General features: G+C 63.5%; 13 protein-coding genes. 7 read left to right on the forward strand and 6 right to left on the reverse strand.

All coding sequences use genetic code 11. The features are described 5' to 3' along the window. The first annotated feature begins 24 nt into the window (after nt 1-24). The 5 genes from GGD61_RS28450 to GGD61_RS28470 all read left to right on the forward strand — a co-directional run bounded on the left by GGD61_RS28450 (nt 25) and on the right by GGD61_RS28470 (nt 5,710). Complete coding sequence (locus GGD61_RS28450) at nt 25-1,005, forward strand: LysR family transcriptional regulator (RefSeq protein ID WP_092254782.1); 981 nt, start codon at nt 25-27, stop codon at nt 1,003-1,005. Between the two features lie 397 nt (nt 1,006-1,402). After that, nucleotides 1,403-2,788, forward strand: a complete 1,386-nt coding sequence (locus GGD61_RS28455; protein ID WP_092254779.1) for an ABC transporter substrate-binding protein — start codon at nt 1,403-1,405, stop codon at nt 2,786-2,788. A gap of 95 nt (nt 2,789-2,883) precedes the next feature. Beyond that, a complete protein-coding gene (locus GGD61_RS28460) occupies nt 2,884-3,756 on the forward strand; it encodes a carbohydrate ABC transporter permease (protein WP_018317828.1) in 873 nt (290 codons plus the stop codon). Beyond that, on the forward strand, nt 3,753-4,604 hold the full coding sequence (locus GGD61_RS28465) for a carbohydrate ABC transporter permease (RefSeq protein ID WP_018317827.1): 852 nt from the start codon (nt 3,753-3,755) through the stop codon (nt 4,602-4,604). The genes GGD61_RS28460 and GGD61_RS28465 overlap by 4 nt, the downstream gene beginning before the upstream one ends. 113 nt (nt 4,605-4,717) lie before the next feature. Further along, nucleotides 4,718-5,710 (forward strand): hypothetical protein, encoded by a 993-nt coding sequence (locus GGD61_RS28470; RefSeq protein WP_092254776.1) that lies wholly within the window; start codon nt 4,718-4,720, stop codon nt 5,708-5,710. Here the strand turns inward: GGD61_RS28470 and GGD61_RS28475 are convergent, their stop codons facing one another. After that, a complete protein-coding gene (locus GGD61_RS28475) occupies nt 5,711-6,208 on the reverse strand; it encodes a DUF6622 family protein (RefSeq protein ID WP_092254773.1) in 498 nt (165 codons plus the stop codon). Nucleotides 6,209-6,341: 133 nt separating this feature from the next. Between GGD61_RS28475 and GGD61_RS28480 the strand changes: the two genes are divergently transcribed. Both GGD61_RS28480 and GGD61_RS28485 read left to right on the forward strand, forming a co-directional pair. After that, nucleotides 6,342-6,920 carry a hypothetical protein gene (locus GGD61_RS28480; protein ID WP_018317824.1) on the forward strand — a complete coding sequence of 193 codons (579 nt, stop codon included), beginning with the start codon at nt 6,342-6,344 and terminating at the stop codon, nt 6,918-6,920. A 22-nt stretch (nt 6,921-6,942) separates the two neighbouring features. Next, complete coding sequence (locus tag GGD61_RS28485; RefSeq protein WP_143109037.1) at nt 6,943-7,491, forward strand: hypothetical protein; 549 nt, start codon at nt 6,943-6,945, stop codon at nt 7,489-7,491. Between the two features lie 14 nt (nt 7,492-7,505). On the opposite strand, the gene GGD61_RS28490 is transcribed toward GGD61_RS28485, so the two are convergent. The 5 genes from GGD61_RS28490 to GGD61_RS28510 form a co-directional block, all read right to left on the reverse strand. Next, nucleotides 7,506-8,318 (reverse strand): ABC transporter permease, encoded by an 813-nt coding sequence (locus GGD61_RS28490; protein ID WP_091956459.1) that lies wholly within the window; start codon nt 8,316-8,318, stop codon nt 7,506-7,508. A 4-nt stretch (nt 8,319-8,322) separates the two neighbouring features. Further along, complete coding sequence (locus GGD61_RS28495) at nt 8,323-9,237, reverse strand: ABC transporter permease (RefSeq protein WP_092254768.1); 915 nt, start codon at nt 9,235-9,237, stop codon at nt 8,323-8,325. After that, on the reverse strand, nt 9,234-10,403 hold the full coding sequence (locus GGD61_RS28500) for an ABC transporter ATP-binding protein (protein WP_092254765.1): 1,170 nt from the start codon (nt 10,401-10,403) through the stop codon (nt 9,234-9,236). The genes GGD61_RS28495 and GGD61_RS28500 overlap by 4 nt, the downstream gene beginning before the upstream one ends. A 52-nt stretch (nt 10,404-10,455) precedes the next feature. Further along, complete coding sequence (locus GGD61_RS28505) at nt 10,456-11,934, reverse strand: glycerol-3-phosphate dehydrogenase (RefSeq protein WP_092254924.1); 1,479 nt, start codon at nt 11,932-11,934, stop codon at nt 10,456-10,458. Nucleotides 11,935-12,073: 139 nt separating this feature from the next. Then, on the reverse strand, nt 12,074-14,761 hold the full coding sequence (locus tag GGD61_RS28510; RefSeq protein WP_092254763.1) for an EAL domain-containing protein: 2,688 nt from the start codon (nt 14,759-14,761) through the stop codon (nt 12,074-12,076). Nucleotides 14,762-14,932 lie beyond the last annotated feature (171 nt).

Consider the following 14,932-nt stretch of genomic DNA (forward strand, 5'->3'; position numbering starts at 1 on the left):
TGTTCGACATAATGGAGCCCTGGCATGAACGCAGAACTGCTCGACCTCAAGGCGTTCATCACCGTCGCGGAGATGGGCAGCTTCGTCCGGACCGCGAAGGCGCTGAACTTGTCCCAGCCGGCGCTCAGCCGACGCATTCAGAAGCTGGAGGAAAGCCTTGGTGCGCCGTTGCTCGAACGGTCCACGCGTCACGTCAATCTCACCATGACGGGACGCGACTTCCTGCCGAAGGTCCGCCGCCTCATCGACGAGTTCGAGACCTCGGTGCTCGCCATCCATGATATCGGCGCGCGAAGTTCGGGTTTGGTCTCCGTGGCTGCGGTGCCGACGGCGGTGTTCTATTTTCTTCCGCGAGCGATCGGTCGGTTCGCCGAAGCCTATCCGCGAATTCGCATCCGCATTCTGGACATCGGCGCCAATGAGGGGTTGGAAGCGGTGGCGCGCGGAGAAGTCGACTTCGGCATCAATTTCATCGGCGCTTCGCATGCCGAAATCGAATTCGAGAAATTGGTTGAGGACCCGTTCGTGCTGGCCTGCCGCCATGACCATCCGCTAGCATCGCGCAAGCAGGTGAGCTGGTCGGAGATCGTGTCGCACCGGGTCATCACTGTCGGTCGCAACAGCGGCAACCGCGCGCTGATCGACAATGCGCTGGCGCGGCAGGGCCTGCAGCTGAACTGGTCCTATGAAGTCGCCCACCTCTCCGGCTCGCTTGGTCTGGTCGAGGAGGGATTGGGCATCGCCGTGCTGCCGAGGCTCGCGACGCCCGCCGCCGGTCATCCGATCATTCACACCGTTCGGCTGGTCGAGCCGGAAGTGTCGCGGACGATCGGAATTGTGCGCAGGCGCGGGGCGACGCTATCGCCGCATGCCAGCCAGTTTCTCAAGATGCTGCTCGAAGCATGGCGCTCTCCATCGCGGACGAGTGGGCAAGGCAGGTCGCGGCCCCGATCAACCGAGGCAAGTTCGAATGCCACTTCGACGGGGCCAAAGCGCAGACGCTGACAATTCACCCGCAGAACGGCGCCAGACTGTTCCCGAGCCAAACCGGAACCCCTCGGATCGCCCCTGTAATGTCTTCAAAGACACATGTTGGATCCACCGCCGCGGCGGTGGCGCGGGTGCCTGCCACGTTGCACCCGGTGCTCGCACCGCTTACAACAGCCGGTCTTTCGGCAATCCGGCGTTTGACGTCGCGGATGGCCCGGCGAAGCCAGAACGCACAAGGCGAATTGATGGCCGCGAATTGATGCGGCGATTGGATCGATGCACGCGTTAAGCATCTCCGCAAGGCCCATCCCCACGACCTATGTCTGACAACATGCCGCTAGATCGGGTTAACGCCATGCGCTAGTGTTTTATACGACCGGTTAAAAACACCGGCCGTTTGAGGGAGAAAAACGTGAAATCCAAGGTTATTGGCGCAGTATCACTGGCGGTCGCTGCGGCCGGGCTGTTTGCAGCCGCTGCACCCGCATTTGCGCAGCAGAAGACGATCACGGTGTGGTGGGGCAAGGGCTTCTATCGCTCCGAAGACGACGCGCTGATCGAGACGATCAAGAAGTTCGAAGCCAAGACCGGCATCAAGGTCGAATTGTCGCAATACGCGATCCAGGACATGATTCCGAAGACGGTCGCCGCGCTCGATGCCGGCACCGTGCCCGATGTCGCCTATTCCGACTCTTATGACGTGCAGGCGCAGGGCAAGTGGGCCTATGAAGGCAAGCTCGAGGATCTCTCCGACGTGATGGAGCCGATCAAGGGCCGGTTCGTGCAGAACACGCTGGATGCGTCGATCCTCTATAACGACGTCACCAAGAAGAAGGCCTATTACGGCTTCCCGCTGAAGCAGCAGAGCATGCACGTCCAGATCTGGAACGACATGCTGGAGAAGTCCGGTTTCAAGCTCACCGATATCCCGAACGACTGGACCGGCTACTGGACGTTCTGGTGCGACAAGGTGCAGCCGGCGATCCGCAAGGCCACCGGCCAGCGCATCTATGCCGTCGGCCAGCCGATGGGCGTGGAATCCACCGACGCCTTCCAGTCGTTCTACACCTTCATGGACGCCTACCACGTCAAGCTGGTCGACGACGACGGCAAGCTCACGGTCGACGATCCCAAGGTTCGCGAGAACCTGATCAAGGCGATGAAGGATTACACCGACACCTACATCAAGGGTTGCACACCGCCGTCCTCCACGACCTGGAAGGATCCCGACAACAACGTCGCCTTCCACAACAAAACCATCGTGATGACCCACAATTTCACGATCTCGATCGCCGCGAAGTGGTTCGAGGATTCCCAGAACCAGGCGCTCACGCCGGAACAGCGCGAAGCCGGCAAGAAGGCCTATGAGCAGGACATCGTGACGGCGTCCTTCCCGAAGGCGCCGGATGGTTCGACCATCCGCTACCGCTCCGACGTCAAGACCGGACTGATCTTCACCGCGGCCAAGAACAAGGCCGAGGCCAAGCAGTTCATCAGCTTCCTGCTCCAGGAAGAGAACGTCCGTCCCTACATCGAGGGTGCCCTCGGCCGCTGGTTCCCGGTGACCAAGGAAAGCCAGGAAAGCCCGTTCTGGCAGGCTGACAAGCACCGCAAGGCCGTCTACACCCAGTTCAAGGGCGGCACCGCGGCGTTCGACTTCACCAAGAACTGGAAGTTCACGATCCTCAACAACGAGAACGTGTGGGCGAAGGCGATGAATCGCGTCGTCAGTGAGAAGGTTCCGGTCGACAAGGCCGTCGACGAACTGATCGCCCGCATCAAGCAGGTCGCGGGCTGAATCATCCTTTCCCTCTCCCCGCTGTGCGGGGAGAGGTATAAGAACAACACCGGCCGCGTTTCGCGGCCGGCATCTCTTTGAAGAGTCCGAAAAGAATGGCGATCACGCTCTCTGGCGACCAGGCAATCCCCGCCCCGCCCCTGTCGTCGCGGCTGACCCCGGCGCAGGTCTGGGGCATCGTGCTGCTTGCGCCCTATCTGCTCGTTTTCCTTGCCTTCGTCGTCTATCCCGTCGGCTACGGGCTGTGGCTGGCGCGAGCCCCGTCGAATTATGTCGCGCTTTACAACGATCCGATCTTCGCGCGTGCCGCGGTCAATACGCTGATCTTCCTGGTCATCGGCATCAACATCAAGATGCTGATCGCGCTATTCCTCTCCGGCTTCTTCGCCGTGCAGCGCCCCTGGATCAAATGGCTCTCGGTGATCTTCATCCTGCCCTGGGCGGTGCCGTCGATCCCGACCATCCTGTCGGTCCGGTTCATGCTCAATCCCGAATGGGGCATGGTCAACCATTTCATCTTCTCCCTGACCGGCGATGACGGCCCGAACTGGCTGAACGATCCGACCGTGGCACTGACCATGGCGATCGCGGTGCATATCTGGAAGTCGCTGCCGTTCTGGACGCTGATCCTGATCACCGGCCGCCTTGCGATATCGCACGATCTGTTCGAGGCCGCCGAGGTCGACGGTGCGAGTTGGTGGCAGAAATTCCGCTACATCACCTGGCCGTCGATGCAGACGCTCTACGTCACCTGCACGCTGCTCTCGATGATCTGGACGCTCGGCGACTTCAACAGCGTCTATCTGCTCACCGGCGGTGGCCCGGCCGACCTCACGCATGTGCTGTCGACCCTCGGCATCCGCTATCTCCGGCTCGACCAGCTCTCGCTGGCCATGGCATCGATCGTCTGCGCAATGCCGTTCGTCCTGCCGCTCGTGTACTTCATGATGAAACGGTTGTCGCGATGAAGCTCCCTACCCTGCGCGAAGTCGCAACCGAAGCGCGGTTGCTGCTGATCGGCATTCCCGTCTTCCTCTGGACGATGATTCCGATCTACCACATGTTCCTGTTCGCGATCTCGCCGAAGGAGGACGCATTCTCCGGCAAGCTGTGGCCGGACCATCCCACGCTGCACAACTTCGAAATCGTGTTCAAGCAGCAGCACTACTTCCTGCGCGACTTCTACATACAGTTCTGGAACTCGCTGGTGATCGCGGCATCCGTCGGCGTGCTGACGCTGTTCATCGCCACCGCCGCGGCGTTCTCGATCTCGCGGCTGAAGGTGCCCGGCGGGCGGGTCGTGATGAATCTCGCGCTGTTCACCTATTTCATCCCGGCGGCATTCCTTGCCGTGCCAATGTACCGCACCATGGGTAATTACGGCCTGCTCAACAATCACTGGTCGCTGATCCTGGCGATGGTGACCATCGCCAGCCCCTACGCGATCTGGGTGCTCAAGCAGGCCTCCGACAAGCTGCCGGTCGAATTGGACGAAGCCGCCGTGATGGACGGTGCGACGACGCTTCAGATCTTCCGCCTGGTCTACCTGCCGCTGATGATGCCCTCGCTGGTCGCGATCGGCACCTATGCGGTGCTGCTGGCCTGGAACGAATATCTCTACGCGTTCCTGCTGCTCTCGAACGACCGCGAGATCACCCTGCCCGTCGCGCTCGGCAACTTCCTCGCCGCCGACGACTCGCCGTGGGAGCTGTTGATGACGACCGGCTTCATCTACGCACTGCCGCCGGCCGCGATCTACTATGCCTTCCGCCGCTACATGGTGGGCGGGCTCACGGCAGGTGCGGTGAAGTCCTGACGCGACAGGACGCATCGGGTCGCCGCAAGCAGGACGTTCGAGCGACAAGGTGGACAATTGCGGGTTGTCCACGCCTGCTCTAACCTCCGTGCCCCAATGCAGGGCACGGCATCATGCGCAGCAACGACGCGATCCATCTCGGCCTGATGCTGCTGGCGCTCGCGGCGGCCTATCTGATGCCGTTCGAGCTGTTGCTGCTGGCTTATGTCGTGCTCGGCCCGGCGCACTACTTCACCGAGATTTCATGGCTGCACGACCGCAGCTATTACCTGCCACATCGCGGGATTGCGGCAGCCCTCGCAATCATCGCCGTGGTCGCGGCCCTGATCGACAACGCCTCCTGGTTCGGCTTTGCGATGTGGGGCGCGCTGATCGCCTGCGCCATGCTTGCGGCCACCACCTCGGCGATCGAGAGCATGTTGCTGTTCATGACGGCGATCGCACTGTCCGCGCTCATGTATTCGAGCGGATCCTCGCTCGCCGTGATCGGCATCCTGATTCCGACCCTGATCCACGTCTCGCTGTTCACGCTGATCTTCATGGTGCTCGGCGCGCACCGATCCGGCAGCCGCGTCCAGGCTGCGCTGGTGGCTGTCTACCTCGTCGCGATCGCTACGATTCTGCTGCTGCCGCCAACCGCTGAAATCCGGATCGCGAGCTTTGCCCGGGTCGGACAGGATTATTTCGGCAATGTCGGTCCGGCGCTCAGCCGGCTGTTCGGCGTGCCCGGCCTCGTCCTCGACACCAGGCTGACGAGCCTGCTCGCCTTCGTCTATACCTATCATTACCTCAACTGGTTCATCAAAGCCGACGTGATCCGCTGGACCGCGGTCCCGAAGGCGCGGCTGGCGGCGATGGCCGCCGCCAGCGCAGCTTCCACCGCGCTCTATTTCTACGACTACGCGTTCGGTTTCACCTTCCTGCTGGCGCTGAGCCTGATCCATATCCTGCTGGAATTTCCGCTCGACGCCCTGGCGCTGCGGCAGCTCGGGGCGGCGGCGCAGGGCGCATTGCGCGCGCGGTATGCCGCCCCCGTCGCAGCCACCGCAACGCGGCCGCGTCCCACAGGCACCAGAGGCTCGAAACGTCCGCCCCGGTCGCGCTGATCATCCGAGGGTGCGTTTTCGTCGATAGGCCATCACCAGCGCGATCGTCGAGCCGATGAAGTAGCCGGCGGTCGCGCCCGAGATGGCGCGGCCGATGATGATTGCCAGTGCGCGGTCGCTCGCATCGATCACCGAGATCACGCCGACCGCATATTGCAGTGAGAACACGACAAGGTTGCGGATCAGGGCAAACGCGCTGCCCTGGCGGATGATCTCACCTGTCGTGTGATCGACCTCGAAAGGACGCGGCGTCAGCACGCCCAGCGGCAGCAGTGCCAGCGCGGCCGCGATCCACGCGATCAGCGGCCACGCGTTGCCCTGAGGCCCGAAACCGATCCGAGACATCCCCCAGACGATGAACACGACCGGCAGGATCAGCGCGCGCCAGATCGGCGTCGTGCGTGGCTGCATCGACTGGATACCTTGCCAGACCAGATAGGCGAACAAGATCCAGACCCATAGCGGGGTATGGGCGGCGATAGCGAGCCAGCTCTTCATGAGACCTCCAGTCCTGCCGACCGGGCCGAGAAAGGCAAGAATCGGATTGACAACCTAAGTGTGCGCGCAGGATATTCTCTACTTATTGCCTGTGCCGCGTATTTTTCAATTCAATTGCCCGACGGATAGCAAAATGCTGCTACACCGACTGACAAGATTTGCCCTCATCGTGCTGATGCTTCTCTGCGGCGGCCTGGCTTGTGCGCAACAGCTTCCCGACAATCCGAGCCCCAGCGCCACCGCGACGCCCTCAGACGTCAGTCAAGATCAACGGATTACCAATCCGCCGCCGACGGGACAATCGCCCGCAAGCGTGGGGACCGGCAAGCCGGCGCAGCAACAGGGTTACATCACCTACAAGACGCCTTATGAATTCTGGTTGACCGGCCTCGCCATCGCATTGGTGGTCACAATGGCAATCCTGCTGTGTGTAATGGCGGCGATCGGCAAACTCACACAGGAGTTCTATAAGGCCTTCCTACTTCTCGTCGTGGTTTTTGCCGCGTTGTTCTTGATCGTAGCCGGCTACACCGACACGCAGACCGCACCCGTATTCAGTCTCCTCGGCACGATCGTCGGGTATATTTTTGGCAAGTCGGCGGCCGGGGCGGCCGAAGAACCTCAGGGCCAACCGCCAGCCCTCAATGCTGCCAACGCGGCTCCTCCCAATCAAGCGGCACCGCCGGGCACCGCGACCGCACCTAGAGGTTAACGTTAGACAAGAGGGCATCGTCATGGACTGCTTAAGCACCGCAGCAGCGACCGCCGGCCTTATTCTGATTTCGGCGCCCCAGTTGGCATCGGCTCAATCAGCCTCGCCTGGAAATCTTGGTTTGCGAGCCCCAAATCCGCAGACGGCGATCGAGAGAAACGCGATCAGGCCTGATCTGGCTCCGATGACTCCCTATGTGACCCGGATGCCGCTCCAAGTCCCCGGACTTGCGCCGGGCCACGTTCCAACAGCCACAGGGCTGGCTCCGAATGGCAATCAAGGTCTCACCGTTCCCGTCCGCTCGCTCGCCGAGCCGGTGGTCGCAGCAAACAGCGTCGGCTTTTACAACGACGCCGGTCAGCCACTCGGCTTCCAGTTCGTTGTCGGGGGAGTTTCACAAAAGATCGAGCTGGCGCCACGGCAGATCCTGACCGTACAAGCCGATGCAGCCGGCAGCGAGCTCAAGGCCATCATCGGAACGGGAAATGCCGACTTCCAGACCGTGTTGGCGCGCGGCAAGCTATACATCTTACGCGCGGACGGAGCCAAGTGGGTGTTGGCTGCTTTCTGAGAAGCGGGCCCCGCTTACAGCGGCGCGGCGCTCTCGCCCTGCGAGCTCGACAGTTTTGAGGCGAGCGAAGCGATCACGATCACCACCGCGATCAGGGCGATCACCAGCGTGCAGATCGCGTTGATCTCGGGTTTCACGCCCAGCCTCACCTCGGAATAGATCCGGATCGGCAATGTCGCCGAGCCGGGGCCGGTGGTGAAGCTCGCGATCACGAGATCGTCCAGCGACAGCGTGAAGGCCAGCATCCAGCCTGCGACGATCGCGGGGGCGATCAGCGGCAGCGTCACCGAAAGAAAGGCGCGCACCGGGTCGCAGCCAAGGTCCATCGCCGCCTCCTCCAGCGAACGATCGAGCGAGCCGAGGCGGGACTGCACGACCACGGCGACGAAACACATCGTCAGCGTGGTATGGGCGATCGTCACGGTCCAGAAGCCGCGCTCGGCGTTCAGCGCCACGAACAGCAATAGCAGCGACAGCCCCGTGATCACCTCGGGCATCACCAGCGGCGCGTAGAGCATGCCAGAGAACAGCGTACGGCCTCGGAAGCGCTCGCCGCGCGACAAGGCGACCGCGGCGAGCGTGCCGAGCAGCGTGGCGATGGTCGCGGAGGAGACCGCCACGCGAAAACTCATCCAGGCCGCCTCGATCATGGCGCGGTCGTTGAAGAACTCGTGATACCAGCGCAGCGACCAGCCGCCCCACACCGTCACCAGCCGCGAGGCATTGAAGGAATAGATGACGAGGATGAGGATCGGCAAGTAAAGGAACGCCAGCCCCAGCGCGAGCGAGGCGACGTTGAAACGGGACAGGCGCGAGACCTTGCGCATGGCGTCAGCGGCCCTGTTCCAGCTGCCGCTTCTGGAGCCGCTCATACAGCAGCAGCGGCACAAGCAGCACCACCAGCAGCACGATGGCCGCTGCAGAGGCGACCGGCCAATCCTTGTTGGTGAAGAATTCGAGCCACAGGGTCTGGCCGATCATCAGCGAATTGGAGCCGGCCAGAAGGTCCGGGATGACGAATTCGCCGACGATGGGAATGAAGCACAGCAGCACGCCGGCACCGACGCCGGGCAGCGACAGCGGGAAGGTGACGAGCCAGAACACCTGCCACGGCGGCGCGCCGAGATCGGAGGCCGCCTCCTCCAGCACCGGCTCCATCTTGGCGAGCGTGGCGTAGAGCGGCAGGATCATGAATGGCAAATAAGAATAGACGATGCCGATATACATCGCGCTGTCGGTTGAGAGCCAGACCACGGGCTGGCTGACCAGATGTAGCGCCAGCAGGATCTGGTTCAGCAGGCCGTCGTGCTGGAGGATGTTGATCCAGGCATAGATGCGGATCAGGAACGAGGTCCAGAACGGCACGATCACCAGCACCATCGCCACAGCCTGCCAACTCTTCGGCAGCCGCGCCATGCCATAAGCGATGGGATAGCCGATCAGCAGCAGCAGCGTAGTCGCGGTCAGAGCGACGGTGAGGCTGCGCACATAGGCGAACACATAGATGTCGTCGGAGACGAGCAGCTTGAAATTCTCGATCGACAGTGCGGCAAAGGCCGCCTTGAGCGCATCCCACCCCGCCGTCAGCGCGAATACCGGCTCGTAAGGCGGCTGCGCGATCGCCGTCTGCGACAGGCTGATCTTCAGCACGAAGGCGAACGGCACCAGGAAGAACAGCACCATCCAGACATAGGGCGCGATCGCGGCAAAGCGCGCCGGGCGCGCAAAGATGCGGCGGGAGCTCATGACGGCAGCACCACGCAATCATCCGGCGTGAACCAGGCGACGATTTGCTGGCCCACGCTATAGGCGTCGACATCCAGGCGGGCGCTGTTGGCGACCGAGGCCCGTACGATTCCGCCGGTATCGAGCTTCACTTTATAGGTCGTGGTGCCGCCGAGATAGCAGATGTCCGCGACCACGCCGTCCAGGCTGTTGATCATGGTTTCACGACCGGCTTCGCTCACCGGGGCGCGCCGCGACAACTTGATCTTCTCGGGACGAATCGCGATCGAGAATCTTCCCGCACCGACCGGTTCGCGCGGCTCCGCCACCACCAACGTACCCGCATCACGCGTGCCAATGACCAGGCGATGACCGTCGCGCAATTTCGTCTCGCCGTCGAACAGGTTGACGTCGCCGACAAACTCCGCGATCCAGCGCGAGCGCGGCGCTTCGTAGAGATCGCGGGGACTCGCGACCTGAGCGAGCTTGCCTGATTTCATCACGCCGATCCGGCTCGCCATCGTCATGGCTTCCTCCTGGTCGTGCGTGACGACGATGAAGGTCATGCCGAGACGGCGCTGCAGCTCCATCAGCTCGCCTTGCGTATTCTCGCGCAGCTTCTTGTCGAGCGCTGCGAGCGGCTCGTCGAGCAGCAGCAGTTGCGGCCGGCGCGCCAGTGCGCGGGCAAGCGCCACGCGCTGGCGCTGGCCACCGGAGAGCTGATCCGGCTTGCGCTTCTCGAGCCCTTCGAGCTTCACCAGGGCGACCATCTCGGCCACTCGGGTGGCGGTGTCGGCGCGCGACAGGCCGGCGCGCTTCAAGCCGAAGGCGATGTTGTCACGCACCGACAGATGCGGAAACAACGCATAATTCTGGAACATCATATTGATCGGGCGCTCATGCGGCAGCGCCTGCGCGATGTCCTTATCACCAAGCAGGATGCGCCCCTCGTCCGGCGCCTCGAAGCCGGCGAGCATGCGCAGCAGCGTGGTCTTGCCGCAGCCGCTGGGCCCGAGCAGCGCGAAGAATTCGCCGGCCTTGATGTCGAGCGAGACGCCATCCACCGCGCGGAAAGTGCCAAAGGTTTTGACGACGCCCTCGATGCGCAGCAGCGGCCGGCCCGCCGCGGATGCGTCTCCATCGGCCGCACCTGTCGCGGCGTGCGTTTTGGGCAATTCGTCCGTCATGTTCCCTGCCAACCCCGATTCCGCCGCACGCTAGCGGCCGATCGGCTTTTGCTCAACCAATTAGCGGTGCATCTTTCACACCCGCCATGAACGCCGCCAGAGCGTCACGATCCGCCGCGGGCATGGTCAAGCCGAGCTTGGAGCGGCGCCAGAGGATATCGTCCGGAAAGCGCGCCCATTCGCTGGCAATCAGATAACGCACCTCGGCACCGGTCAGCTCGGGGCCGAACGCCGGGCCAAGTTCGTCGCGGGTCTTTGCCTCGCCTAGCACCGCGGACAACCGCGAGCCATAGGCTCCGACCAGACGCTGGGCTTCTGGCTCCGACAGAAAGCGCCAGCGGTCGCGCGCGAGGTCGACTTCGATGTCGAAACGGTCCCAGGCGAAATCTCCGCCGGGCAGCGCAGCTCCAGCAGTCCAGGGCGGCGACATCGGATAGAACGGCGTCAGCTTCGTCACCGCCCACTCCGCGCGCAGGCGCGAGGTGGTGACGTCGCCGCCGAACATCGTGAGCAGCGGCGCCTTGCGCCGGCGTGCATGGAACAGCATCGTGCCGTCGCGTCCGCGCACGGACGCCAGCGTCAGGTTGACGCCGGAGACCGTCCGGACCACGTCGGTCGGGGCGACGCGCTCACGAAAATAGCGGCTCGCCGCTTCGCAGAGATAGCCGACGTCGGCCCCAGGCATCGCCACAATTGCGGGATCGCCGGTGAAGGCGTGCGTGACCGTGCCGATCAGCGTGAAGTCGCGCTCGAAGGGCCGGGCAAAGATCAGCCGCCCATCATTGTTCTGAAAGACGTAGACGTTCTCGGAGTCGAACAGCTTGGGCACGATAATCTGGCTCATCTGCGTGGCCGCCATCGCGGGCTGCGGCTGCCGCAGCACGGTCTCAGCGACCATTGGCGTCCAGCCGCCGGTGGCGTTGGCCAGCGCCCGCGCCGTCACCGTGCGGCGGTGGCCACGATCGACCACCGCGAGCCGCCAAATGTCGGTTCTGTCGGCACGGACGCAACGCGCACCGGTCCGGATCGCCGCGCCATGTTCAGCGGCATCCAGTGCCGTCAGCGCCACCAGGCGGGAGTCGTCGACAACGCAGTCCGAATATTCGAACGCCGTACCGAACGGGCGTTTCAGCGCGTTGCCGACCGGATGATGCGTGATGTCGATGGTCGCCGAGGGTGGCAGACCGCCCCGGTTCGTTAGACCGTCATAGACATAAAGGCCGACCCGCAGCAGCCATGGTGGACGCTCGTCGGCATGCGCGGGGATCACGAAACGCATCGGCCGGACCAGATGCGGCGCGATCCGGAGCCAGGTCCGGCGCTCGGCCAGGGCCCGGCGCACCCGCCGGAACCGGCGCCGCTCCAGCACCGACAGATCGCCGTGGATCAGCCGCGGTGTTGCCGAGGAGGCCGCGCCGCCGAGATCGCCCTGCTCGAACAGGATGACCCGCAAGCCGCGGCCGGCCGCATCGCGCGCGAGGCTGACACCGTTCAGCCCGCCGCCGATGATCGCGAGATCGTAATCCGCCATGAAGCCGTCGAATGGGAGCAAAGCGCCCCATCATCACTAGAGCCATTTCCGTTCCGATGAAATCGGAACGGGGGCTCTAGATTTTTATTCTGACGCTCTTTCTTGACGCGAACCGGTATCCACGTCGCTCGAAAACGCTCTAACCGGTCTTGAGCGCAAGCTCCATGAGTTCAGCGCGGCCGACCAGCCCGGCATATTTCCCGATCGGCAGGGGCTTGCCGAGCAGATAGCCCTGCACGCCGTCACAGCCCTCCTTGGCGAGGAAGGCGAGCTGCTCGACCGTCTCGACGCCCTCGGCAATGATCGACATTTCGAGGCCGTGGCCGAGATCGATCACCGCGCGAACGATCGCAGCCGATTGCGGGTTGCGGCCGAGATTGATGATGAAGGCCCGGTCGATCTTGATCTTGTCGAACGGGAACGCCTGGAGGTAGCTCAGCGAGGAGTAACCGCTGCCGAAATCGTCCATGGAGATGCGCACGCCGAGCGCCTTCAGGCGGCGCAGCAGCGCAAGGCCCCGGTCGAAATCCTCGATCAGCACACCCTCGGTGATCTCCAGCTCGAGCCGGCCGGGTGCAAGGCCGGTCTCGATCAGGATCGAATGGACGAGGCCGACCACGTCGCCGTGCATGAACTGCGCCGGCGACAGATTGACCGCGACCTGAAGCGGCTTCGGCCAGGACGCCGCCTCGCGGCAGGCCTGGCGCAGGATCCACTCGCCCATCTCGACGATCAGACCGCTCTCCTCGGCGATCGGGATGAATTCGGCCGGCGAGACCTGGCCGCGCACCGGATGCTGCCAGCGCGCCAGCGCCTCGAAACCGATGATCTCGCTCTCGGCAACGCTGTGGCCGGCGACGCCCTGCGGCTGGAAGGCAAGCGAAAGCTCGCCGTTCTTGATCGCCACCGACAGGTCCTGGTGCAGCACGCGGCGGTCGCGGATCTGGTGGTCCATCTCGGGCTGGTAGAGGCTGATCGTGCCGCGCGACTTCTGCTTGGCGCGGAACAGCGCCGCACCGGCATTGGCGAGCAGCGAGGCGCCATCGGCGCCGTTGTGCGGGAAGATCGACATGCCGGTGGTGACGCCGGCGCGGACCGCACGGCCGTCGATCTGGAAGTCCTTCGCGACGGCGTCGCCAATCTGCTGCGCCAGTGCAAGACCTGCGTCCGGCTGCTTGCCGTCGATGATCAGGCCGAATTCGTCGCCGGACAGGCGCGCCACCACGCCGCCACGGGCGGAGTCCTGGAGCCGCTGGGCCACCTCGATCAGGAGCTTGTCGCCGAGCGCATGACCGAAGACGTCGTTGACCTCCTTGAGGCCGTCGAGGTCGACGCAGAGGACCGCGAACTCCTCGCCGGTGCCTTCGCAGGCCTCGATCATCTGGGTCAGCGCCTGGAGGAAGGCGGCGCGGTTCGGCAGATCGGTGAGGCCGTCGTGATAGGCCATGTGCGCCATGCGCGACTCGGTCTGCCGGCGGTCGGTGACGTCCTCGTGGGTCTTGATCAGATATTGCGGCTCGCCGGTATCGCCGAGCACCGTGGCACGCCGGGTCAGGAACAGCCGCAGGCCGTCCTTGGTGGAGATCGGATGCTCCTCGGTGATCATCCCGCGTTTCTTGATCGCGGCCTCGTCGCGCGCGATGATCAGCTTGGCTTCCTTGGGGTTGAAGATGTCGGACGCGGTCAGGCCCGTGGCCTCCTCGCGCCGGCGGTTGAGGATCGTCTCCGCGCTGCGATTGGCGAGCAGATAGCGGCCGTCCTTCACCTGCTCGACGATCAGCGCCACCGGGATGTTGTCGACCACGAGCTCAAGGAACTTCTTGGTGCTCTCCAATTCCTGCGACAGCGACCGGCGGTCGGTGATGTCCTCGAACACCAGCAGCAGAAACTCGGGCTTGTTGCTCTCGTTGCGGACCACGATCCGGATCGAGGCGACCATGCGCCGCTCGCCGCCGCGGTCGACCTCGAATTCGTTGCGGAACTGGCCGTCCGGGGAGTTGAGCGCCGCCCGGTCGGTCGCCTCGATAATGGCTGCCGAGACCGGCGCAAACAGCTCGCCTGCGTTCTTGCCGACGGCGTGATCCCGCGAGAACCCCCAGAATCGCTCATAGGCGCTGTTGGCGAAGATGTAGCAACCATCCTCGATGTTCTTCGCGGCCACGCAGGCCGGCACATGGTCCAGCACCGATTCCAGGAATTGCTTGGTGGAAGCGAGCTGTCGCGACAGCTTTCGCTGCTCGCTGACGTCCAGATGCGTCGCCACCGAGCCGCCGTTCGGCAGCACGAAAAACTTCACCAGGATGGCCCGGCCGTCGGGCAGCTCGGTGATCAGGCCGTTGTGGCTTGCCGCCTTCTCGTAGAACTCATCGTCGGAGATGCCGCCAAGCACCCCGCGCTTGCGCCTGAGATCGAGAAGCTCATGGCCGTCCATATTGGCCCAGAGTTCCGACCGCGTCAGGCCGTAGATCTCGAGATAGCGGTCGTTGCAGAAGATGATGCGGCGGTGCGCATCCGTCATCACCACGCCCTGATTGAGATTGTTCATGGCGGAGGAGACGAAGGCGTTGCGCCGCAACTGCAAGCGCCTGGTCCGGCGCAGCGAGGAATGGATCCACAGCACGATCGCGGCGAGGAACGCGCAGACGACGATGCCCGCGATCAGGACCTCCCAGACCACGTTGGGATCGAGCTGGCCGAGATAGCTCGGCGCGGCGAAGCTGTCCGACAGCGCAAAGGCGCGCGCAGGCGCAACCGTGCCGGCCAGGCACACAACGGCCTGCACAGCAATCGGAAGCGTGCTGCCCTCGTGCCAGTTCTTCTCAGCCATCAGCCACCCGCGATTTCAACGTCGGATTGTCTGGCTTCACGCGTTTGGATCGGGTAAACGCCTGTACGCGCAACAGAAAAATGTGACGTGAAATACGGCAATTGCCCTGACATGATAAATTCTTCCTTAACGGAAAATGGCCCCGCGGCATTCTCTCCAGGCCTGACGCCA

Origin of the sequence: Bradyrhizobium sp. SBR1B (assembly GCF_014198205.1) — a bacterium.
GTDB lineage: Bacteria > Pseudomonadota > Alphaproteobacteria > Rhizobiales > Xanthobacteraceae > Bradyrhizobium.

Coding starts and splice junctions, on each gene's coding strand:
- GGD61_RS28450 (WP_092254782.1), top strand. CDS start 25: ATGAACGCAGAACTGCTCGACCTCAAGGCGTTCATCACCGTCGCGGAG.
- GGD61_RS28460 (WP_018317828.1), top strand. CDS start 2,884: ATGGCGATCACGCTCTCTGGCGACCAGGCAATCCCCGCCCCGCCCCTG.
- GGD61_RS28465 (WP_018317827.1), top strand. CDS start 3,753: ATGAAGCTCCCTACCCTGCGCGAAGTCGCAACCGAAGCGCGGTTGCTG.
- GGD61_RS28470 (WP_092254776.1), top strand. CDS start 4,718: ATGCGCAGCAACGACGCGATCCATCTCGGCCTGATGCTGCTGGCGCTC.
- GGD61_RS28475 (WP_092254773.1), bottom strand. CDS start 6,208: ATGAAGAGCTGGCTCGCTATCGCCGCCCATACCCCGCTATGGGTCTGG.
- GGD61_RS28480 (WP_018317824.1), top strand. CDS start 6,342: ATGCTGCTACACCGACTGACAAGATTTGCCCTCATCGTGCTGATGCTT.
- GGD61_RS28485 (WP_143109037.1), top strand. CDS start 6,943: ATGGACTGCTTAAGCACCGCAGCAGCGACCGCCGGCCTTATTCTGATT.
- GGD61_RS28490 (WP_091956459.1), bottom strand. CDS start 8,318: ATGCGCAAGGTCTCGCGCCTGTCCCGTTTCAACGTCGCCTCGCTCGCG.
- GGD61_RS28495 (WP_092254768.1), bottom strand. CDS start 9,237: ATGAGCTCCCGCCGCATCTTTGCGCGCCCGGCGCGCTTTGCCGCGATC.
- GGD61_RS28500 (WP_092254765.1), bottom strand. CDS start 10,403: ATGACGGACGAATTGCCCAAAACGCACGCCGCGACAGGTGCGGCCGAT.
- GGD61_RS28505 (WP_092254924.1), bottom strand. CDS start 11,934: ATGGCGGATTACGATCTCGCGATCATCGGCGGCGGGCTGAACGGTGTC.
- GGD61_RS28510 (WP_092254763.1), bottom strand. CDS start 14,761: ATGGCTGAGAAGAACTGGCACGAGGGCAGCACGCTTCCGATTGCTGTG.